The organism is Nitrospirota bacterium, from assembly GCA_030645475.1.
Lineage (GTDB): Bacteria > Nitrospirota > Nitrospiria > Nitrospirales > Nitrospiraceae > Palsa-1315.
This window is the reverse complement of the sequence record JAUSMA010000067.1, coordinates 20,202-40,837: the sequence shown is the minus strand read 5'-3', so window position 1 is coordinate 40,837 and position 20,636 is coordinate 20,202. Positions and strand designations below refer to the sequence as shown.

Sequence of the window (20,636 nt, the reverse complement as noted above, 5' to 3'; positions counted from 1 at the left end):
CAGCCTCGATCTTGACGAAGCCAAGAGCCTTATATTATTGTGAGCGAAGGTTGGGGGATCGTCTAGCGGTAGGACGTCAGTTTCTGGATCTGACTACCTAGGTTCGATTCCTAGTCCCCCAGCCAATAATTCTTTCCCGCCCTGAACTTTCAGATCCATGACTCGGTTCCGTACCGCGCTGGGGGATCGTCTAGCGGTAGGACGCCGGCCTTTGGAGCCGGCTACCTAGGTTCGATTCCTAGTCCCCCAGCCATTTTCTTTGATCACCTCGATATCTACTTCAGCGATGCCAGATCGATCACGAATCTGTATCTAACATCCCCCTTAAGCACTCTCTCATAGGCTTCATTCACTTGTTGGATCGGAATCAATTCAATATCAGATTCGATGCCGTGCGTGGCGCAGAACTCGAGCATCTCCTGGGTTTCTCGGATGCCTCCGATCACCGATCCGGCGATCCGGCGGCGATGCAGAATCAGGGGAAAGGGCTCTAGCGGCGCCGGTTTATCCGGCGCTCCCACGAGAATCATGGTTCCGTCGGTTTTGAGCAAGTTCACATAGTCGTTGTAGTTGTGCGGGGCTGAGACGGTATCGAGGATGAAATCAAAGCGCCGTTGTAGTCGTGTGAAGGTATTGGGATCTGATGTAAGAGCAAAGTCTGTCGCGCCTAACCGTGCGGCATCGTTTCGCTTCCGTTCAGAAGTGCTCAACACAGTGACGTCGGTTCCGAGCGCCTTGCCGATCTTCACCGCCATATGACCTAATCCACCCAATCCCACCACAGCAAGCTTGTGATACTTACCGACGCCCCAGTGGCGAAGCGGGGAGTACGTCGTAATGCCAGCACACAAGAGCGGGGCCGCTCCGGCAGGCGACAGGTTTGAGGGAATCCGCAGCACGTATTGCTCATCCACGACGATCTGTGTGGAGTACCCGCCTTGAGTGACCTGGCCGTTCTTATCCAGGCCGCTGTAGGTGAAGAGCATGCCGGCGTCGCAGTATTGCTCCGATCCTTCTCGACAGGGTCCACAGGTACGGCAGGAATCCACAAAACAGCCGACGCCAGCCGTCTCACCCACATGGAACCGCGTGACCATGCTCCCGACCCGCGAGATCGTGCCGACAATTTCATGGCCCGGCACCATGGGGAACATCGAGCCGCCCCATTCGTCGCGGGCTTGATGGATGTCTGAATGGCAGATACCGCAATGGGTGATCGCGATGAGTACGTCATGGGGGCCTACATCTCGTCGCGTAAAAGAGAAGGGTTGCAGGGCAGCCTTGGCGGTCAACGCGGCATAGCCTTTAGTCGGCAACATGGTTTGTGCTCCTTGTGAGAGGCCTAGTCCGGCCGTGACCATAACAAGATGCCGTGGGCTTGCCAACTATGAAATAAGTGAACGAGAGCGGCATCAACCAGTGTCTCGCGGTCAGTGGAGCTATTGGGGTGGGATTGCCGAATGTGCGCTGTGGGAAGAGGGGTGACTTCTCACGGGACTATGTCCCTGTACGGTTTTACGGTGTGTCGGTGTCGTCCTCTTCCTCCAACGAGTCGGGAAGCGAGCCGTCCATTGTGAGGTCGGGACCTGGTATGCGATAGCGGTCGGTTGCCCAGGCGCCGAGGTCGGTCATTTGGCATCGTTCAGAGCAGAAGGGGCGCCAGGTATTGCCTTCCCACATGGTGGGTTGGTGACAGAGGGGGCAGGTCATGTCCGGCAGTATATCATGCCGAGTCTGAGAATCGGTCAGCGGTTAACTCGGTTGGATCTGGAGCGGGGTGGTGATTTGCAGTAATCGGTGCAAGCGGCGCTGATCGATTTCCGAGAGGCCGAGAAATTCGACGCCAAACTCCCCGCCTTCACTCCAACGCACTGCGGCGGACTCGATCGTGATCGGTGAGCCTAGATCGGTGGCTCTGATGAGGATTCGCACGGCTATTCCACGCTGAACCGACGACATGCTGGTGACGGCGCATCCTCTGGCAGACAGGTCAAACATCGTGCCTTCGCGGATTTCTGTCTTGTTGGTGCTGGAGAAGAAGACCTGCATGTCAACGGGGACTCGTGGATATTCGCGGCACTCAATCATGTGGGCCTCCTTCCGGTCTGTGGTTCCTCATCACGGTTGCCAGGATGTACTCAGGCTAGTGTAGCAAGCCCCGACCTGTGGTAAAGCAAATCATGGAAATGTGATGGCAGAGGTCCGAGGGAGGGTTCTCACGAAGGGGGGAAATTGCTTGCCTGTTACCGGGATGGTTGCGCCTTTTCGATCTTGGCCCAGGCATCTTTTAGCGACACCGTGCGATTAAAGATCGGTGCCTCAGCAGTTGAGTCTAGGTCGGTACAGAAGTATCCAAGACGCTCGAATTGGTACCGAGTGCCTGGCGTTGTCTGTCGCAAACTAGGCTCAACGAGGCAGTTTGTGATTCGCTCCAATGAAGCGGGGTTAAGATAGGTCGTCCAGTCATGATCTGGCGGCACTTTTGCCAGGTCGGTCACCAACAAAGAATTATAGAGACGGACTTCGGCCTTCACGGCATGGGCTGCGGAGACCCAATGGATGGTGGCTTTGACTTTGCGCTGTTCCTGGGAGGCACCGCTCATGGTGGTAGGGTCGTAGGTGCAATGGAGTTCAGTGATCTCGCCGGTCTGCGGATCTTTCGTCACCCCGACGCATTTGATGATATAGGCGTACCGGAGCCGTACTTCGCGTCCTGGCGCGAGCCGGAAAAATTGCTTGGGCGGATCTTCACGGAAATCGTCTTGCTCAATATAGAGGACGCGTGAAAAGGGAACCTTCCTCGTCCCTGCCGCAGAATCTTCCGGATTATTGATGGCCTCCAGCTCTTCGGACTGGTCCTCGGGGTAGTTGTCGAGGATGATCTTGATCGGCCGCAAGACCGCCATGACTCTCGGCGAGCGTGTATTCAGGTCTTCGCGAACGAAGTGCTCGAGTAGCTGCATCTCGACAGTGGCCTCGCGCTTGGCGACGCCGATATGGTCACAGAATGCCCGAATCGCTTCCGGCGTATAGCCGCGGCGACGGAGGCCTTTGATCGTCGGCAATCGTGGGTCGTCCCATCCGGTCACGAGTTTTTTGCTGACCAACTCAAGCAGCTTCCGCTTACTCATGACGGTATAGGTCAGGTTCAAACGGGCAAATTCGATCTGCCGTGGTCGGCACGGCGCATCAGCCTGTTCGACCACCCAATTGTAGAGCGGCCGGTGATCTTCGAACTCCAAGGTGCAGATGGAGTGCGTGATCCCTTCAAGTGCGTCCGAGAGGGGATGTGCATAGTCGTAGGCCGGGTACAGGCACCAGGCGCTTCCGGTTCGATAATGCGTCGCATGTCTGATGCGGTAGAGGACTGGGTCGCGCAGGTTGATATTGGGCGAGGCCATGTCGATTTTGGCTCGGAGGGTATGGGTTCCGTCGGCGAACTCTCCTGCTCGCATACGTCGAAAGAGCTCAAGGTTTTCCTCGGCAGAGCGGGTGCGAGAAGGGCTGTTTTTGCCGGGTTCTGTGAGGGTGCCTCGATAACCACGCATGTCTTCGGCCGTCAACGTGTCGACGTAGGCGAGGTCTTTCTGGATCAGTCTTACGGCAAATTCGTAGAGGCGTTCGAAGTAATCTGAGGCGAAAAACATCTTCTCGTGCCAGTCGAACCCCAGCCATCGGACGTCGTCCTGAATGGCTTGGACATACTCAGGATCTTCGGTGGTCGGGTTGGTATCGTCGAATCGCAGGTGGCAAATGCCGTTCGGGGTATCCTGTGCCAAACCGAAGTTCAGACAAATAGATTTTGCATGGCCGATATGGAGATAACCGTTCGGTTCAGGTGGAAAGCGCGTGACCACTCGGTTGCCATGTTTGCCGGCAGCGAGATCGGCGGTCACAATTTCGCGAATAAAGTTCGAAGCACCAGCCTGGTCAGACATGCGAGGTCATTGACTCCTGGGAGATACGTGAATAAATCATCGCGGCTGTTCTACCATAAGAACGGCACAGGGGAGAAGGCCTCACGCGCCTGGGCAGGAAGAGAGGGGTGTGGGTGTGTCCTATGCGGTTTGGTGAGTGGGCATCTGTATCACACTGAAGTCTTTCTGCGCGATGAGATGCCCTTCCATGCGTAGGCGAAACTCATAACGCCCAGGGGCAGGGAAGACCAGGGATGGAATATTGACTCCAAAGTCTGAAATTTGAAGGCGGTCAGCGATCGCAATGTTCGGGAGGGCCGCCCGACAGACGAGTTGTTCGTTGTTGAGGTAAATCAAATCGATGTCGAAGTGATAGGTCCCTTCGGCGTCGGTGAGGCAGAAATACAGCCCCATTTGTGAATGTTGGAATGGAAAGCTCACCGCCTGCAGGTGGGTGAAGAGGCCGATGAGGCTCTTTTTCCTGGTGACGCTGTCCTCAATGACCTGATCGCAGACCAGGAAGGCTTGCACGCTCGGTTTCATGATATCCGACATGTCTTGATTGTACGGAAGTTTTTTCGCTTGTCAAAAAGGATGTATGTTTCAGCAAGCGATGAAGGTGGTGTGAGTGGTCCAGTTCTTGATCGATGGGGGCGGAAACGTGTGAGTTGAGGCTGCTGTGTTATGGGGGAAGGGACTATCCGATTGTGGCTGCGCCGCCGCGGCTTTCCGCGACATTGCCAAATAGGGTGAGGCCAGTGCCGATGCGGCAGTAGTGCGGGCTGACGGTCACTAATTCGCCGGTATGAGCATTGAAGTGGCCCACGGTAATGCGGATCTTTCTTTTCTGTATGAGGCAGGCCTCGAACACCGTGCGTTCAGTCGTCCGGTCTGTGACGGCGACCGAAGGAGGGCTGGTCTCGTCGCCGACCTTCACGGTAACGGTGAAGCGGGCTGCGCTATGCGCAGACAATGCATTCCGTCGGATGTGACCGACCCGAGTCCCCTGGTCATCATAGAAGTCCATGGTCAGGAGCAGGGTGAAGGGATCGGGCTGCAGCTCTAGCACCACCTGCTCCTTGCCTTGGAGTTTGATGACGCCGTTCGTGTTTCGAAACACGTTCGAGCCGAGGTGGAGCTCAAGGCCCTGTTCAGGCTTCTCAAGGTCGATCAGTTCAGGGGAGTCTGTGATGCCGATAGATTTAGCTTTGGCTTGGAGCGGGTTGTTCATGTTCCACCATGAGTCTGTCGAGAGGAAGAGGGGGCCGACGATCGAAGAATCCCCTTTCCCAGAGGCCCTCCGCACGTATTTTCCGCAAGGTAGGCTATGCCATCGTCTCTGTCAAGTCGCAGGTGAAGCCATGTTGAAGTAGTCTGAATACTGCTCCAAATCATGAGGACCGCAATGTTGCCGTAAATATTCGACAGTCCCTAGTGGCCTATGGACAGGCCGACACCCACCCAAATCACGCTGGCCGATGAGCTTGCCGCGCAAGGCCTGAGTCGGACGACGATTGCGGCGCATCTGGGGCGACACCGGGAGACCATCGGGCTCTGGCTCAAGGGGATTGCGACGGATGGGCTGGCCGGGTTGCTCGCCCGCCATGCCCAGGCCAAGAAGGGGCCCGACGAGCCCGGCAGGTCTCGGCGACGATCAAGCGACTGATCTGGGCGCTGCGTGTCCGTGAGCACGAGTGCTGTGGCCAGACGATCGCCTATTTTCTGGAGCGAGAGCACCAGGTTCGGCTCTCCGTGCCCAAGATCTCTGAGAGCCTGGCGGAGAAATACGTGATCCGGTCGAAGTGGCACAAGACTCAGAAACGGGGAGCCGTGCCGACGGCCTCCGGGCCTCGGGCCGTCCTTCAAATGGATACCGTGGTTTTTGGCGGCGTGTGTGCCTTCACCGGGATCGACCTCGACACCAAGGAAGCCGAGGTCATGCTGCGGCCCGCCCTAACCAGGGAGGATGGCGCCGCCTTTTTGCAGACCGCCAGGGTCCACCGCTTTACGGGCCGTGTTGCCGGGCTACAAGCTGACGGGGGGCCGGAGTTCAAGGGCCCCGTTGCCCAACCGGCCCGTGCCTATTGTGCCCGGCATCGTATTGCCCGTCCGTACAAGAAGCCTGAGCAGGCCTAGATTGAACGCTTCAATCGGACGTTGCGCAAGGAATGCTTCGGCTGGGGGACCGATCGCGTCGAGGATCTGCCACGCCTGATTCCGGCGGTGTACACGGTTCTCGACCGCTATCATTACCACCGCCCGCCCTTAGGATTGGTGCCCCTGCGACCACCGCTTACCGCTCTATCAACCCAGGAGGATCGACTGTCGAATATTTACGGAGAATAATGCGAGGAATTGAAAAGTCAAAAGCCCCTGTGCTACTGTGCCGACTCGATCTTACGTCATTGGTATCTGGTCCCATCGTCTAGCCTGGCCTAGGACGGAGCCCTCTCAAGGCTTAAACACGGGTTCAAATCCCGTTGGGACCACCAACCCACACCCCTCCTGTCGCGTAGCCGCAGGCCGGACTGCGCGCGGACACATCGATCAAGTCGGAACGATCTTTTCTTCGGTTACGTGCTTCGGAGTCGTTGAACTGATTCCTGCCCCGTGATCACCGCGCTCGACAGACCCTCTCATCCCACCTCGTGGTTCGCTGAGTAAGGAGTTATTGATTCATGCAGTGGAATGCGGGAATGGCTTCCTGGGACGCAACTTCGTTGACGCCTCTATCGCCGGTTGTGTATAAAGAATGCGCCTTTCCTCTATTCATCTCTATGGTAGGTAGACTCTTCTATGGGTGCACGCGAATTCCGTGATGGGGCGCAAGATGGACTCGAAGCGCTTGAGCCTCTCGACCCCGAACAGATCGGGTCGTTCGACGGCCTTCTGACCGCCATGCGAAAGACCGCCTTCGGGGGCCGCCGCTTGGGCGAAGCCTACGAAGTGCTCTGGGCGATGATCGAGGATCCCGACTGCTTCGTCGTGTTGACGCTGTCGGGGGCGATGACCATCGCCAAAATGGGCAAGATCATCAGCGCGATGATCGATCATGGGATGGTGCAATGTGTTGTTTCGACCGGCGCGTTGATCGCCCATGGGTTGAGTGAATCGGTCGGTAAAACGCATTATCGGCACCATCCGTCGATGTCAGACGAAGAACTATTCAAGAAGGGCTACAATCGGGTCTACGACACATTGGAGATGGAGTCCAACCTGAATTATGTGGAGCAGGTCGTCTCCCAGACGATGAAGCGGGTGAAGCCTGACCAGAATATTTCTTCCGAGATTCTTACGCGTGAATTGGGTCAAACCCTTGCGGAAGATTATGAGGGTGCGGGCATTCTCAAAAGCGCCTATGTGAAAAAAGTCCCCGTCTTCATTCCTGCCTTTACCGACTCCGAGATGGGACTGGATGTCGGAACGTGGGCCATGGGCCGTGAGCTTGAGCGGGCTCGCGCGAAGCTGCAAGGGAGCAGCGATCTTGACGTGCTGCGGGCGATTCATGTCGCCTATCCCTTCTTCAATCCCTATCTCGATCTAAACAGCTATGCGAGCCATATTGTGTCGGCGAAGAAACTGGGGATCTTTACGATTGGCGGTGGCGTGCCGCGTAATTGGGCGCAACAGGTCGGTCCCTACATCGAGATCAGCAATTCGCGACTTGGCCTCAATGTTCAGCCGCCTCGCTTCCAGTACGGTGTGCGTATCTGTCCGGAGCCGGACTATTGGGGCGGGTTGAGTGGCTGTACCTACCAGGAAGGTATTTCCTGGGGCAAGTTTGTGCCGCCGGAAGAAGGCGGGCGCTTTGCCGAAGTCTTGAGCGATGCCACGGTCGTTTGGCCACTCCTCATGGTGGCATTGTTAGAGCGTGCCAAAGCGAAACGCGCGCTGCGCACATGACGAAGGCCTATCTCTTTCGCACAGTCGCGGCTCTGTCGCTGTTGGTACTCTTGTCCTCGACTCAAGTCGGTGCCGGATCTGCCACGGAGGATGGGCGAGCCAGAGGGCGCGCTGACGCACCGATCACTTTGATCGAGTACTCCGACTTTACCTGTGGCTGGTGCGTGAAGTTCTTTCAGGCGACGTGGCCTCGGTTGCAAGCCAAGTATATCGATACGGGCAAAGTGCGTTTCCTGTATCGAGATTATCCACGAGCGGATCAGGGGGTCGGTGTCGAGGCGGCAGTGGCGTCACGTTGCGCCGGAGCCCAGGGAAAATATTGGCCGATGCATGACCGGCTCTTTAGCCAGGGAGGCCGGTTGGACTCGGGGTTGTTTAAAGGCTACGCGAAGACGATTGGCTTGGAGCAGACGGCGTTTGCGAAGTGTTTCGACGAGCGGCAATATCTTGAATCCATTTTTCAGGATCGTCAAGAAGCGAACCGGTGGGGATTTCACGGTACTCCCGGTTTTATTCTGATTCGGACGGTCAGTGGACCGACCGAGAAAGAGCCGGCTATCGCGATCCCAGGCGCAGTTCCGTTCGAGGATTTTGCCGAAGAGATTGAGCGCATGTTGGCCACTGCTCCACGTTCCTAGGGCGCTCCCACGGAGCCTCATGGGATGACGGCGGTGACACAGAACAATCAGTCCATCACTCACGAAGGATTACCAGATGTCTGTTACACAATCGTATTGGTCTGTTCCGCAGCGCGCAGGGGAGCCAGCCTACTGGGTCTGTATGTCCTGCTTGTCAGAAGCCTTTTATCTCAAAGTGCCGATGCCGGATTGCCCGACTTGTCACGGGGTCTCAACCTATGAGGCCTTCACGCTTGAAGCCATTCGCGATTGGGGCACAGAGGAGCTGATTGCCAAGGCCGGTATCGCCCAACAGGCGGCCAGCCTTGAGCCTGTCCCCACAGTATCGGGTCAGTCCGCCGACTAAGTCTTCACCACCCTCGGAGCATTTCCCGTGCAGGGACCACGTCCATTTTTGATTGGAGGCCTGTGGCGGCAGGGGGAGACTGTCGCTCCCGTGAATAATCCCTATACAGGGCAGCGGCTCGCCGAGATCTCGACTGCGAGTTCCGTCGATGCCGAGGCCGCGATCCAATCGACGGTCGATGCCGCTGTCGAGATGGCAGCCCTCCCGTCCCATGCCCGTTATCAGGCGCTACAAAAAATCGCAGGCGGGCTCTATGCCCGACGTGAGGAATTTGCCAGGCTGATGACGGCTGAAGCTGGCAAGCCGATCGCCGATGCGACGCGTGAGGTGAGCCGGGCCGTCCAGACATTTACCATTGCAGCTGAAGAGGCGAGGCGCATTCCGGGCGAGGTGATCCCCCTCGACTGGACGCCGGGGACGGACTCCCATCTCGGCATTCTTCGCCGGGTTCCGATCGGTCCGGTGCTCGGAATCACACCCTTTAACTTTCCGCTGAATCTTGTCGCCCACAAGGTCGCGCCAGCGCTGGCTGCAGGCAATTCCATTCTCATCAAGCCGGCGCCACAGACACCCCTCACCGCATTATTGCTGGGCGAAGTCGTGCTCGAATCCGGGCTTCCTCCTGGCGCACTCAACGTCTTGCCCTGCGACAACCGAGTGGCAGAACAGCTCGTCGTCGATCCTCGGTTCAAGCTCCTGAGTTTTACCGGGAGTGCCGCCGTGGGATGGATGTTGAAGGCCAAGTGCGGGAAGAAGAAGGTGGTGTTGGAGCTCGGCGGAAACGCGGGCGTGATCGTGGAGCCCGATGCTGAGCTGGAGGTTGCCGCACAGCGTTGCGCAGCCGGTGGGTTCGGCTATGCCGGTCAGACCTGTATTTCCGTGCAGCGCATCTTTGTCCATCATTCGATTGCGGACCTGTTCACGACGAAATTGCTGTTACAGGTTGCGCGTTTAAAAGCCGGCGATCCGAGCGACCAGGCGACGGTGGTTGGCCCACTCATTGATTCGGCTGCGGCCCATCGTGTCGAGGCTTGGGTAGAGGAAGCCGTATCGCAGGGGGCGCGAGTGCTGCTGGGCGGAAAACGGATGGGCTCGGTGGTGGAGGCGACGGTGCTCTCCCACGTGACGCCAACGATGAAAGTATCGTGTCAGGAAGTATTTGGACCGGTGGTGACCGTGACCCCCTATCGTCACTTGGACGAAGCGATCACGGCGCTCAACCAGTCCGACTACGGGCTTCAAGCCGGGGTCTTTACGCAGAATGTGAATGCGATTTTTCATGCATTTCGGCATCTTGAAGTCGGGGCGGTGCTGGCCAACGAGATTCCGACGTTCCGGGCCGATCACATGCCCTACGGGGGCGTCAAGGACTCGGGAATCGGCCGCGAAGGGGTCCATGCCGCGATCGAGGATATGACCGAGCCCCGTATGCTGGTGCTAAATCTCAGGCCGCCCGCTGGGGCCTAAGGGAAAAAAACGTCGCGGGATATTGCGAAGCGGCGCTAATCTTGGTACAACAGCGACCCTGTGCTTATTATGAGGCGTACTGTGGGCGCGCATGTCGTGACCATGCGTCCGTCACCTAGTTGCTTGGATAACGTAAGGAGAAGAGACGATGGTACCTACGCAGATGTTTCTGACGCGAGGCGTTGGAGTCCATAAAGAAAAGCTGGCCTCCTTCGAGCAAGCCTTGCGTAGCGCTGGCGTTGCCTATTGTAACCTCGTCACGGTGTCGTCGATTCTCCCGCCGAATTGCAAAATTATCCCGCGTGCGCGCGGCGAGAAATTACTGAACCCCGGTGAAATCACGTTCTGTGTGATGGCGCGATCGGAAACGAATGAGCGGAATCGCCTGGTCTCCGCCTCGATTGGCTTGGCGATCCCGACGGATCGCCGGACCTATGGCTATCTGTCCGAGCACCATGCACATGGCGAAACCGATGAAGAGACGGGTGAATATACGGAAGACTTGGCGGCACAGATGTTGGCCACGACGCTCGGCGTTGAGTTCGATCCGAACATTGCCTGGAAAGAACGGGAACAAGTCTTCAAGATGGCCGGCAAGATTGTTCGGACGCTCAACATTACCCAGTCTGCTATTGGGAAACCCAATCGCTGGACGACCGTGATTGCGTTGGCCGTGTTCATTCCAGAAGAAAATATTCCAAAACGGCGTCGGTAGCCCTGTCGAATGAGTGAACGCCCATGACGCTTCCTGCCGGATGGGAAGGTATCGACCAGAACTTCCTCGGGCTCGAAGAGCCTTGGTGCCATCCTGATCAGGCGGGCGTCTATATCCTCCCTGCGCCCTACGAACATACCTCCAGCTACGTGTTGGGATCCGATCGAGGGCCATCCTCGATCATCGAGGCGTCTCAACAGGTCGAGTTATACGACGAAACACTGCGTTGTGAGCCCTATCGCGAATGGGGCGGGGTCGCCACCATCCGCTCGCTCGACCTTGACGGAAAAGTCGATCGGCAAGCGGTGGATGCCATCGATGCCTTCGTCACACCTCATGTCGGGACCGGTCGGTTTGTTGTGACCTTAACCGGGGAACATACCGGTGCGCTGGGGGCGATCAGAGCCCATGCACGCCGCTATCCTGACTTGTGCGTGGTGCAAATCGATGCCCACGGCGACTTGCGGAAAGCCTACCAGGGAAACCCCTACAGCCATGCCAGCGTCATGGCTCGCGTGGTCGATGACGGATTACCGTTGGTTCAAGTCGGGATTCGGTCAATTTCTCCAGAAGAAATTGAGCGTATTCAGAGCACCGATCGGATTTCTACGTTCTTTGCCGCCGATATTCTTGACCCGTCAGGACCCTACGAGGGCAAGGCCTCTCGCTGGGTTCCTGAGGTGGTAAAGGCCTGTCGCGGGCCGGTCTATCTGACCTTCGATTGTGACGGGCTTGATGCCTCGCTGGTTCCCGCCCTCGGCACTCCTGAGCCCGGTGGATTGGGGTGGTACGATACGCTGAATCTCATCACAGCGTTGGCCAACGGCCCTGGCATCCTCGGGATGGATATCAGCGAGATTGCTCCAATCGAAGGGTTCGTCGCTCCGCAGTTTTGTATCGCCCGCTTGATCTACCGCATGTTGGGGCGAATTAAAGCGGGCCGTCGCGTTCACTAAAACGGCATGCCTACCCTGTGACCGCCCAGCTTCGCATCAATAAGTTTTTCACACACCATGGCATTTGCTCTCGGCGTGAGGCCGATCGCTTGATTGAGTCCGGTCGCGTGACCATCAATCAACGGGTGGCTTCATTGGGAGATAAGGTTACTCCTGAAGACGTCATCGCACGAGACGGACAGGTGATTCCCTGGGGAACGGCCTCGGTCTATATCAAGTATCACAAGCCTGTCGGCGTGACAACAACCAGCGAGTCGCATGTGGCTCGTAACATCATTGCGGAGATCGGCCACCCGGAGCGAATTTTTCCAATCGGCCGACTCGATAAGGACTCGTCCGGTCTCATCCTGCTCACGAACGACGGAGATATCGTGAACGAGATTCTCCGAACCGAGCATGGGCATGAGCGGGAATATGAGGTATCAGTCGATCGCCCGTTTGACCAGACATTCGTTGACCGTATGGCTCAGGGAGTCGACATTCTCGACCGTCCGACCAAACTCTGCCGGATTGACCGACTCGGTCCCGCACGGTTCCGCATCATTCTCACAGAAGGACGTAATCGACAGATCCGGCGCATGTGCCAAGTCTTGGGGTATCGGGTGCTCATGTTGCACCGTGTCAGGATCATGCATCTGACGCTTGGTGGATTAGCCTCCGGAGCCTGGAAGCCGCTCACCGACGAGGAGCGTGCACAGCTTTTTCAGGCTGTGGGGCGAGGGAGTAGTCACGGCATAAGCGGGTAGGTTGACCCAGAACGAACTATTCCTGGCGTAGTATCGCCGCTGGGGTGTCACTGGCCAATGGGCGTGGGATGGGGCGGTGGCCAGAATCGATCTCGCGTTCGTCCGGACCATCATTGTGCTGGGAGGTTCCTCCACGCTGTCTGGTGAAGAACAGATTCAAAAAGGCGATAAAAAAACTTCCACCTACGAGCAGCAGGCTTGTGCGCTGGATCGCCTTGGTGCCTTCATCCCGCATGTCTTTTGCCACATCCGCCACCGTGTCCAACAGCCGGTCCAGCGCGAGGCTAACCTGAATCATTTTCGGGCCTGCGTTGTCGGAGGCATGTTCTTCCGCCTTTCGCCTGATGGTTTCCCTTTCCGTTAGAGAGACGGCGGTCCATTCCTGCGTCAAGAGTTGTACGGTTGTGCTGGCTACGGAAAAATATTGATCGAGACTGCGCCGGACCGCCTCGATATCTTCAGGCTCACTGCGCCCGCTCCGTGAGACGCGCAGCCCCGCGGCTGCATACCGGTCCACGGCATGCTGAATTCTCGCGCGCTGTGCGGGCAAGGATTCGGTGATTCGCTCGAAGTCCTTCTGGCTGTCCGCTTCGAGGGCACGGATGATGGTGTTTCTGTACCGCATGATGTCTGCGGAAATATGGGCAAGATCGGTGGCCCCGAGCGTGTATTCGGTATACATAATGCGTAAATCCTGGTCGACGCTGCTTAAGGCTTGTCCGCTGAGCCACCCAAGGCCGGCAACCAGGAGGCTGATCAATAGTTGTGAGGCGCTCGGCTGAAATGATCGAATAAAGGTTGTCAGTCTCACTTGTTCCCCTAACTTAATCGAGAATGATTCGTCGATCGACGTGCGGCGTGAGATTCGGATCGTTCGATATAAAGATCACCGACCAGGGTTCGTCTTTTGAGCAGAGCCGTCGTAAGACGGTCTCGCGCATGGCCGGCTGCATATTGTGGATGATACCGTCAAAGATCAGAATTTGCGGACGGGCGAGGATTGCGCGTGCGAGCAAGATCCGCAGGATATGCGTTGGAGCAAGAATTTTTCCCGGGGCCCGGATGTGGGTCTTGATTCCCTGCGGGAATGCGTCGACGTCTTCTTCCAGTTCGGTGAAGCGCAATGCCCACCGGATATCGCTATAAGGAACATAGGATCGTCCCAACACGATGTTATCTTCGATCGTGCCCTCGAACAGAGTGAGCTGGGAGTCGATCATGAACCCTCGACAGCGATTGATCGCCTGAAGATCGAGGTGGCGAAGGTCTACGCCGTTGTAGCGAAGGACGCCGCCAGTCGGAGTTTCCAGGCCTGCCAAGACACGTGCGAGCGCCGTTTTGGCTGCCGCCGTACTGGCGTAGACGCCGATTTTTTCTCCGGGTGTGACTTCAAGATTGAACTGTTCGAAGATCGTCGGCAGGCCTGGGTGGATGACCGCGAGGTCTTTGCAGGTCACGCGAATACCGTGAATTGTGGGATCCGGCAGCGGGACGGACAGGGTGGCGGAGGCTTGGTCTTTCGGAAGCGAGAAGAGAAAATCGAGTTCGTTCAAACCGGTGAGGAAGTAATAAATGTGTCCCATGCGTTTGACGACGGCATCGAAACTCAGGAGGAGTCCGCTGACAACAACCTCGGCGGCGACCAGTTGCCCGAGCGTCAATTGACCGATGGACAACAGCCATCCGGCAGTGGCAAGGAGCCCGCTATGGGCGACGGCTTGCCAGCCGACCGATCCCAGGTATTGACGAATCAGGATGCCGAATCGAGTTTGTCTGGTTTCGACGTAGGACTGGACTAACTCATCGGTCCTCCGCATCAGTATGGCTTGGCTATCCGTGGCTTTGAAGTGCAGCAGATTAAACGAGATCTCCTGCAGCCAATGCAGGGTGTCATATTTTGCATGGGACATGGCGATAGTGGCCTTCAGCCCTCCATGCGACATGAGAAAAAAGACGACGGTAAACCCTGCCATGAGCAATGCGTTGTACAACAAGAAGTAGGGATGATAAAAAACCAGGATGGTCATGCCGACCGCCCCGCCCACGATGACGTTGATCAGGTCAACGAGGAGGACGGAGAGCGCCCGTTGCACAAAGACGGTCTCCATGAAGTAATTGGCATAGCGGGGTTTAAACCCTAAAAATTGCAACTGGGGCAACTGCTGGGCCATCCCGAGGGCGACCCGAGCGAAGATCCGGCGCTCCAGCACCTCGACGGAGTAGAACTGCAAAGCTCGGAATGCTCCGACGAACATGAGCCCGGCCACCATCACCCCTGCGAGAGTTACAATGGTGATGGGCTGAATGGCGAAGGCAAACGTGTTGACGAGCTCTTGGACTGTGAGAGGGACAATGAGGGAGAAGAGTCCGATGGCGAGTGAATACGAGACGATCAGGGCAAGGATCTTCCGCTCCAAGCGGAAGAGGACGCCCAGGCATGCAAGCATCGATTGAAACAGATTCTGTTGGAGACCGACCTGACTTTGCACGAAATCCGCCTTCTTCCTCGGCGAGGTCCTGCCTCTCGTTGCACTGCGTTAGAGGGGCAGGGTGAGCCGATGTATGGGAACAGGCGCGTTATGCTCTCACGCTATCAAAGCAGTGAAAGAAAAGCCACTTCTTCTCAATCAATCTCTTGCCCGATAGGTAACGGGAGTTACGAACGGCGTCGTTCTGGCCCAGGCTCCGATGGCCCATTGGTACAAGGCTCGCGCCTTTTGATAGTCCGCCTTGGCTCGGATGACCTGGCTCTCCGAATCGACTGAATTCCGTTCCCGTAAGTTGACGAAGAGGATACTAGTTGCTCCAAGGCTAAACCGGAAACGTTCCCCTTCTTCAAGGGTTTTAGCCAGTCGGAGCGATTCGGCTGCCGCCGCGACGCGTTCCTTGGCACGTTCGAGGGCGGAGAGGGCATTGTCGACATCGATGAGCACTTGTTGCTCGCGGAATTGCTGCATGAAGACAAATCGATCTGCCTTGCCTTGCGCTTCCAGGACTTCGCCGCGGCTCTTTCGCTGGAGGATCGGAATCTTGAGTTCCAGCCCAAAGCGGTAGCCGAGCCCCAGCACGAACTTCTCCGGCGTGCGAGATGGCGCTGCTTCAGCATCCAGGCTGGGAAGGAGGTTATTTTTGGCCAGCTCTAGATCGATATTGTTGAGTTTGGCTTCGATGCCGACTTCTTTGACCTCCGGCCGATCGACTTTGGCTTGGAGTTTATGGGCTTGGATGATGTCAGGCGCCGGCACCAGCATGGCCGACGGGAAGTCTGGGGCTCGCTCCAGATGCGGCGAGACGGGCGCGTTATTCTCCCAGAGGAACATGGACAGTTTCAGCTGTTCTTGCTCTACCAGCCGTTGCACGGCGATGGCCACCTCGCGGCGGCGCTGCACCTCCTGATTGGCCTCGACCACGTCGAGCGGCGCGACAGCTCCTGCCTTGGCGCGGCCTTCAACCTGTCGATACCGGTCTTCGGCCACTCCTACGGCTCGGCGCTGCACCTCTGCAAGCTTCACCGCGGTGACCCAATCCCAAAACTGTGTGGCTGCCGCCAGGAACAGGTCCTGTCTTGTTTGAGAGATCTGCACTTCCGCCTTTGGATTGGCCAATTCGGATCGCTGGAGTTCAGCATTTTCTGGATTCATCATGAGGCCTCGGAGCAGCGGGAAGAAGCCTCCGAGGAGGACTTGATTGTTACCCCCGCCGAATGAAAGATCGGGAATGGTTGCATCGCCGATGGCATGCCGTACCCCTGCGCTGTAGCGAAATCCCCAGGGGTGGCGCGCTTCGACGAGTGTGTCGTTGAATCCCGCTGTTTGGGTGCCTTTGCCGGGGTCTGAACTCTTGATGAATCGTTCGATCTCAGTATCGTTGATGAGGGTTGGCTCAAAAGCGCCTAATGCTTTGAGCATTTTCCCTCGTGCCATGGTTTTCTCTGTACCGGCCCCCCTGAGGAGTGGGTGCGAGCGATCGATCCAGGCGTGAATCTCTTCCACACTCAAGGGAATTGGCGGGAGCGATTTTGATTTCATCGGCTCTTCCGCAGAGGAGAGGGAGGGGCAGAGCCCGATCGAACCCAGGAGCAGCAGGACTGGGAGAGCGTGACGGGAATTCATGAGACAGACTCCTTTCGTCAGATAGGCGAGCGACCGCGGCGAGGGTTAGACCAGGCGCGGAAAGGTGATGTCGTTTGTGGTGCGGGCATATTGAGACGAGGTAACACGTACTGCGCTGCGCTTATTTCGCACCTCGCCCTGCTTTTGGCAAGAGAGTGTCGATGAGGCTTGGTGGGCGCTCTTGGTAATCTGGGGGAAAGAGGTTGAAGCGCCGCCAGAGCTCGTACCACAGGGGGACTCGGTTCAAGATGACCCATCCCATGGCTTTGGTTCCCTGGCGGACATGTTCTTGTGGCGGCCAGGTTCGATCGTCGGGATCCGGGACCACCCAGAAACGAAAGTTCCCCTTGCCGTCGTCGACTTGGTCGATGACCTTGATGACGCCACCATAGGTGCCGGCCATGATCTCCGGCCAAGCCGGGAGGGGAATAGCCGGAATCCCATAAAACAAGACACGCACCTTCCGGCCTACGTTGAGCAGCGGGGCGTCCATTCCGTCAGCCAGCATCTCGATGGCCTTGTCGGCACTCGCTGGAGAAATTTTCACGAGTTTTTCCCCGGGGCGGACGGTTTCACCGGCACCGGCTTGAGCCATCTTCACCACGGTGCCATCGATCGGGGAGAGGATGTGGCCGGCGAGCCGGCGTTGTTCCGCGTTGGACATGCGCAGTGAGACATCGGCCAGTTGATCGGTGGCTTTTGCCGCTTCGCCGATAGAGGCCTCACGGGCCGCTTCTGCGTCGAGCAATCGTTGCAGGACTTCGGCGCTGACCTGGTCGCGGCCGAAGCCGAGAGCCTTCATGGCCTGTTCTGCTCCCTTAAGGTTGGCCTGTGCTCCGGTCAGATCGGCTTTGGTGGCAAGCGCTGACTGAATGGTCAACTCGAGTTCGCGTTGCGACACGAGGCCCTGCTCGGCTAACTGTTTGTGCCGGTCCACGTTCAACTCGGCTGTCGCGACCGCAATTTTTGCTGCTTCGACTTTCTGGTAGGCTTCCCGGACCTTATTCTCAGATTCGATTACGCGTGCCTGGGCGGACGGGACCGCGGACTTCACGAGGTTCTGCATCTCCTTGATCCGTTTATCCAATTGCTCGGCGCGGGCGAGCGCCGCCTTGCGACTTTGATCCAGCGCCTTGCGTCGTTGGTCTAGGAAAGATAGGAGGTCCGGAGACATGAAATTGGGGTCGTAGTCATCTAACTCAAGAATAAGATCGCCTTGCTTGACGCGCACCCCTTCAAAGATGTGCCACTTCTTGATCCGTCCGGTGATCTGCGCTTCGATATCCTGCGGACGTTCGGAGGGCGTATAGGCGGAGAGTTGTCCGCTGACGGTAATCGTCTGTGTCCAAGGAACGAAGGCGATGATCAAGAGAAACAGGAGTACGAGTTTGATGGCGAGGCGCGAAGAAAATCGAAGACGTTCGGGGATTTGGACCGCTTCCCAGGACTGAAGCTTTCTGGAGGTCGCAAGTTCGTCGATAGCGATCTCATCCAGGCCGGTGTCCCGTCTGACAAGGGAGCGAACTTTGCTTCGCAAATCCTGTGTGAAGCGTGCCACCGACTTCTCCTCGACAGAGGCAGAGAAACGACTACTACGGCTCCATCATAGTGGAAAGCCGATCATCCGGTCAATTTCTCTGCGGGAATCGGCTTTTGCTGGTAGGGCCTGCTTGACCATCCTTCAGAGAGTCGATAAGGTGGGGGCTCCGTTGAGAGCCATAAGCCAGAGACCCACGAGAGAAAGGCCCGCGCGAATATGCCTCGTCTCAGTAGAGGACCCCTACGACTATCGCAACGAAAAAAGGTAGATCGCTCGCATCCCTTGGTCGGGGTGTTGGGTGGAAGTAAATCCGATTTCCCGATCTTAGAGAAGGCCGTGGCGATGCTGACGGATCTGGGGATTCCAAGCGAACTCCTGGTCGTCTCGGCGCATCGGACTCCGGATCGCTTGTTCACCTATGCTGAACAGGCTCCCGGCCGGGGGATCGAAGTGATTATTGCCGGGGCTGGCGGGGCGGCCCATCTTCCCGGGATGCTGGCTGCGAAGACGCATCTGCCGGTCATTGGCGTTCCGATCCCGACGGAGAATCTTCGCGGACTGGACTCCCTCCTCTCCATCGTCCAAATGCCACGAGGGGTCCCCGTCGCCACCGTGGCGATCGGCGGGGCGGAAAATGCCGGCTTGCTGGCGGCGCAAATCTTGGCAGGCCGGTATCCAGCGATTGCCGACCGTGTGAAACTATTCCGTCAAACACAGACGGACAGCGTGCTCCACTCTCCTGAGGCGAAGGGCTTGGTGGCCAAAACGAAAGGCCCAGGCCGCCCGAGTCGTCGAGCGTGAAGGCAGAGGTCATCGAACCAGGGTCTGTTCTCGGTGTTCTGGGTGGCGGACAATTGGGCGCCATGTTCACCCTGGCAGCACGCCGTCTTGGCTATCAGGTCGCCGTTTGGGATCCCGATCCAGAGGCGCCTGCCCATCGTTTAGCCACATACAACTTTTCAGTTCCCTTTAACGATCAGCCCAGTCTTGTGCGGTTTGTCGACCTGGTCAGCGCCGTGACCTATGAATGGGAAAATATCCCTGCGGAGCTCTGTCGTGCGTTGGAGCAGCAGAAACCGGTTCGTCCGTCGAGTGCCGTCCTGAACGTGATTCAGGATCGCCTCGAACAAAAGGGGTTCTTGGCCTCCAACGGATTTCCCGTTCCTTCGTTTGTCACCTTGACAGCACCCGATCAATTGGCGGCAACCGTCCGACAGGTTGGCTATCCCGCATTTTGTAAGACGGCGACGGCCGGTTATGACGGCAAAGGCCAGTGGCGCATTGGCCAGGAGTCCGATGTCCAGGAGGTGGAACGGGCATTATTGGAATCCGGCCGCCCAGGCATACGATGGATCGTGGAGGCCTATGTGCCGTTTGAACGTGAACTTTCGATCCTGGTGGTCCGCGGATCTGATGGACAGAGCTGCACCTATCCGTTGGCTGAGAATGAACATGAAGAGGGGATTCTTCGGACCACCATAGTGCCGGCGTTGGCATCTCCCATTGTGGCCGAACGAGCGGCCGCTCTTGCACGTCAGGTCGTGGATCGTCTGGAAGGGGTTGGGGTCTTCTGCCTCGAATTATTTCAGCTGTCTAGCGGAGAACTGCTCATCAACGAAATCGCGCCTCGGCCCCATAATTCTGGCCATTACACGCTTGATGCCTGCAGTGTGTCTCAGTTTGAGCAACAGGTTCGTACGGCTAGTGGAATGCCGCTTGGTGAAGTGCGTCTGTTGAGCCCAGCCGTCATGGTGAATCTCATCGGGAATGATGTCGCGGCTATTACACATGGCTCAGGTTGTCGAGCCCTGCTGGACATCCCTGGCGCAGTGCTCCACCTCTATGGTAAACGCGAGATTCGTTCCCGTCGCAAGATGGGACATGTCACATTTCTCGGCGAGACACTCGGTCTTGCTCTCGATCGTGCGAAACCGTTTCGTGACGGCCTGGCGAACGGTTCCCTCCCTTTAGCATAAACACTTTCATGTTTGTGTCTGGTTCCTATCCGGCATCAACCGACAGGATGCTGCCGCGGGAGCGACAACTTTATCGGCCTAGGTAATCAGGCAAAGCCAATCTGTGAGCCACTTTCTGGCCATCACGTACCGTTCTATTTTGTGAACTGCTGTAGGGAGATGGATAAAACGGTTCACCTTCTCAGTGCGTAGTTACTGGGAATGGCGGGGTTCTCCTCTGTTGGGGTATCGGTACAGGACTTGCTCCACTCTGAGCCGGTTGCAAGAAAACGATGTTGGCACGAGAGGCCACGACCGACCGACTCGCTCAGCATCCTGCG

At 57.3% G+C, this 20,636-nt stretch carries 21 protein-coding genes and 3 tRNA genes; 14 read left to right on the top strand and 10 right to left on the bottom strand.

From position 1 onward, the window contains the following. Nucleotides 1-51 precede the first annotated feature (51 nt). A tRNA-Gln gene (locus Q7U76_13695) sits at nt 52-125 on the top strand. A gap of 54 nt (nt 126-179) precedes the next feature. After that, nucleotides 180-253: transfer RNA gene (locus Q7U76_13690), tRNA-Gln, on the top strand. Nucleotides 254-275: 22 nt separating this feature from the next. On the opposite strand, the gene Q7U76_13685 is transcribed toward Q7U76_13690, so the two are convergent. The 6 genes from Q7U76_13685 to Q7U76_13660 all read right to left on the bottom strand — a co-directional run bounded on the left by Q7U76_13685 (nt 276) and on the right by Q7U76_13660 (nt 5,148). After that, complete coding sequence (locus Q7U76_13685) at nt 276-1,319, bottom strand: NAD(P)-dependent alcohol dehydrogenase (GenBank protein MDO8357437.1); 1,044 nt, start codon at nt 1,317-1,319, stop codon at nt 276-278. A gap of 196 nt (nt 1,320-1,515) precedes the next feature. Further along, complete coding sequence (locus Q7U76_13680; protein MDO8357436.1) at nt 1,516-1,710, bottom strand: DNA gyrase inhibitor YacG; 195 nt, start codon at nt 1,708-1,710, stop codon at nt 1,516-1,518. A 42-nt stretch (nt 1,711-1,752) separates the two neighbouring features. After that, nucleotides 1,753-2,088, bottom strand: coding sequence for a PilZ domain-containing protein (locus Q7U76_13675; protein ID MDO8357435.1), 336 nt, complete (start codon nt 2,086-2,088; stop codon nt 1,753-1,755). A 155-nt stretch (nt 2,089-2,243) separates the two neighbouring features. Further along, nucleotides 2,244-3,938, bottom strand: coding sequence for a glutamine--tRNA ligase/YqeY domain fusion protein (locus tag Q7U76_13670; protein ID MDO8357434.1), 1,695 nt, complete (start codon nt 3,936-3,938; stop codon nt 2,244-2,246). A gap of 120 nt (nt 3,939-4,058) precedes the next feature. Then, complete coding sequence (locus tag Q7U76_13665; GenBank protein MDO8357433.1) at nt 4,059-4,472, bottom strand: hypothetical protein; 414 nt, start codon at nt 4,470-4,472, stop codon at nt 4,059-4,061. A gap of 142 nt (nt 4,473-4,614) precedes the next feature. Next, on the bottom strand, nt 4,615-5,148 hold the full coding sequence (locus tag Q7U76_13660) for a hypothetical protein (protein ID MDO8357432.1): 534 nt from the start codon (nt 5,146-5,148) through the stop codon (nt 4,615-4,617). Between the two features lie 210 nt (nt 5,149-5,358). On the opposite strand from Q7U76_13660, the gene Q7U76_13655 reads away from it, so the two are divergent. The 10 genes from Q7U76_13655 to Q7U76_13610 all read left to right on the top strand — a co-directional run bounded on the left by Q7U76_13655 (nt 5,359) and on the right by Q7U76_13610 (nt 12,688). Continuing rightward, nucleotides 5,359-5,583, top strand: coding sequence for a helix-turn-helix domain-containing protein (locus Q7U76_13655; GenBank protein MDO8357431.1), 225 nt, complete (start codon nt 5,359-5,361; stop codon nt 5,581-5,583). A 122-nt stretch (nt 5,584-5,705) separates the two neighbouring features. Next, nucleotides 5,706-6,053, top strand: coding sequence for a hypothetical protein (locus Q7U76_13650; protein MDO8357430.1), 348 nt, complete (start codon nt 5,706-5,708; stop codon nt 6,051-6,053). A 278-nt stretch (nt 6,054-6,331) separates the two neighbouring features. Next, a tRNA-Glu gene (locus tag Q7U76_13645) sits at nt 6,332-6,409 on the top strand. Nucleotides 6,410-6,713: 304 nt separating this feature from the next. Continuing rightward, entirely contained in the window at nt 6,714-7,820 is a 1,107-nt protein-coding gene (locus tag Q7U76_13640) for a deoxyhypusine synthase family protein (protein ID MDO8357429.1), read from the top strand. Further along, on the top strand, nt 7,817-8,458 hold the full coding sequence (locus Q7U76_13635; protein MDO8357428.1) for a thioredoxin domain-containing protein: 642 nt from the start codon (nt 7,817-7,819) through the stop codon (nt 8,456-8,458). The genes Q7U76_13640 and Q7U76_13635 overlap by 4 nt, the downstream gene beginning before the upstream one ends. Before the next feature lie 76 nt (nt 8,459-8,534). Next, a complete protein-coding gene (locus Q7U76_13630; protein ID MDO8357427.1) occupies nt 8,535-8,804 on the top strand; it encodes a hypothetical protein in 270 nt (89 codons plus the stop codon). A 27-nt stretch (nt 8,805-8,831) separates the two neighbouring features. Beyond that, complete coding sequence (locus Q7U76_13625) at nt 8,832-10,271, top strand: aldehyde dehydrogenase family protein (GenBank protein MDO8357426.1); 1,440 nt, start codon at nt 8,832-8,834, stop codon at nt 10,269-10,271. A 148-nt stretch (nt 10,272-10,419) separates the two neighbouring features. Next, a complete protein-coding gene (locus Q7U76_13620; protein ID MDO8357425.1) occupies nt 10,420-10,986 on the top strand; it encodes an arginine decarboxylase, pyruvoyl-dependent in 567 nt (188 codons plus the stop codon). A 23-nt stretch (nt 10,987-11,009) separates the two neighbouring features. Then, nucleotides 11,010-11,942 (top strand): agmatinase, encoded by a 933-nt coding sequence (speB, locus tag Q7U76_13615; protein ID MDO8357424.1) that lies wholly within the window; start codon nt 11,010-11,012, stop codon nt 11,940-11,942. Nucleotides 11,943-11,959: 17 nt separating this feature from the next. After that, a complete protein-coding gene (locus Q7U76_13610) occupies nt 11,960-12,688 on the top strand; it encodes a pseudouridine synthase (protein MDO8357423.1) in 729 nt (242 codons plus the stop codon). A gap of 16 nt (nt 12,689-12,704) precedes the next feature. Here the strand turns inward: Q7U76_13610 and Q7U76_13605 are convergent, their stop codons facing one another. The 4 genes from Q7U76_13605 to Q7U76_13590 all read right to left on the bottom strand — a co-directional run bounded on the left by Q7U76_13605 (nt 12,705) and on the right by Q7U76_13590 (nt 18,358). Then, entirely contained in the window at nt 12,705-13,499 is a 795-nt protein-coding gene (locus Q7U76_13605) for an MCP four helix bundle domain-containing protein (protein ID MDO8357422.1), read from the bottom strand. A 13-nt stretch (nt 13,500-13,512) separates the two neighbouring features. Continuing rightward, nucleotides 13,513-15,177 carry an ATP-binding cassette domain-containing protein gene (locus tag Q7U76_13600; GenBank protein MDO8357421.1) on the bottom strand — a complete coding sequence of 555 codons (1,665 nt, stop codon included), beginning with the start codon at nt 15,175-15,177 and terminating at the stop codon, nt 13,513-13,515. Nucleotides 15,178-15,315: 138 nt separating this feature from the next. Continuing rightward, a complete protein-coding gene (locus Q7U76_13595) occupies nt 15,316-16,800 on the bottom strand; it encodes a TolC family protein (protein ID MDO8357420.1) in 1,485 nt (494 codons plus the stop codon). A 121-nt stretch (nt 16,801-16,921) separates the two neighbouring features. After that, nucleotides 16,922-18,358: a biotin/lipoyl-binding protein gene (locus Q7U76_13590; protein MDO8357419.1), complete on the bottom strand. Its 1,437-nt coding sequence runs from the start codon at nt 18,356-18,358 to the stop codon at nt 16,922-16,924. Between the two features lie 276 nt (nt 18,359-18,634). Between Q7U76_13590 and purE the strand changes: the two genes are divergently transcribed. Together purE and Q7U76_13580 are read left to right on the top strand one after the other, a co-directional pair. Beyond that, nucleotides 18,635-19,141: a 5-(carboxyamino)imidazole ribonucleotide mutase gene (purE, locus tag Q7U76_13585; protein MDO8357418.1), complete on the top strand. Its 507-nt coding sequence runs from the start codon at nt 18,635-18,637 to the stop codon at nt 19,139-19,141. Beyond that, on the top strand, nt 19,138-20,316 hold the full coding sequence (locus tag Q7U76_13580) for a 5-(carboxyamino)imidazole ribonucleotide synthase (protein ID MDO8357417.1): 1,179 nt from the start codon (nt 19,138-19,140) through the stop codon (nt 20,314-20,316). The genes purE and Q7U76_13580 overlap by 4 nt, the downstream gene beginning before the upstream one ends. The last annotated feature ends 320 nt before the right edge of the window (nt 20,317-20,636 follow it).

What these genes read in the sequence shown, in the direction of transcription:
- Q7U76_13685 (MDO8357437.1), bottom strand. Translation starts at nt 1,319, where the DNA reads ATGTTGCCGACTAAAGGCTATGCCGCGTTGACCGCCAAGGCTGCCCTG.
- Q7U76_13680 (MDO8357436.1), bottom strand. Translation starts at nt 1,710, where the DNA reads ATGACCTGCCCCCTCTGTCACCAACCCACCATGTGGGAAGGCAATACC.
- Q7U76_13675 (MDO8357435.1), bottom strand. Translation starts at nt 2,088, where the DNA reads ATGATTGAGTGCCGCGAATATCCACGAGTCCCCGTTGACATGCAGGTC.
- Q7U76_13670 (MDO8357434.1), bottom strand. Translation starts at nt 3,938, where the DNA reads ATGTCTGACCAGGCTGGTGCTTCGAACTTTATTCGCGAAATTGTGACC.
- Q7U76_13665 (MDO8357433.1), bottom strand. Translation starts at nt 4,472, where the DNA reads ATGTCGGATATCATGAAACCGAGCGTGCAAGCCTTCCTGGTCTGCGAT.
- Q7U76_13660 (MDO8357432.1), bottom strand. Translation starts at nt 5,148, where the DNA reads ATGAACAACCCGCTCCAAGCCAAAGCTAAATCTATCGGCATCACAGAC.
- Q7U76_13655 (MDO8357431.1), top strand. Translation starts at nt 5,359, where the DNA reads ATGGACAGGCCGACACCCACCCAAATCACGCTGGCCGATGAGCTTGCC.
- Q7U76_13640 (MDO8357429.1), top strand. Translation starts at nt 6,714, where the DNA reads ATGGGTGCACGCGAATTCCGTGATGGGGCGCAAGATGGACTCGAAGCG.
- Q7U76_13635 (MDO8357428.1), top strand. Translation starts at nt 7,817, where the DNA reads ATGACGAAGGCCTATCTCTTTCGCACAGTCGCGGCTCTGTCGCTGTTG.
- Q7U76_13630 (MDO8357427.1), top strand. Translation starts at nt 8,535, where the DNA reads ATGTCTGTTACACAATCGTATTGGTCTGTTCCGCAGCGCGCAGGGGAG.
- Q7U76_13620 (MDO8357425.1), top strand. Translation starts at nt 10,420, where the DNA reads ATGGTACCTACGCAGATGTTTCTGACGCGAGGCGTTGGAGTCCATAAA.
- speB (MDO8357424.1), top strand. Translation starts at nt 11,010, where the DNA reads ATGACGCTTCCTGCCGGATGGGAAGGTATCGACCAGAACTTCCTCGGG.
- Q7U76_13595 (MDO8357420.1), bottom strand. Translation starts at nt 16,800, where the DNA reads ATGAATTCCCGTCACGCTCTCCCAGTCCTGCTGCTCCTGGGTTCGATC.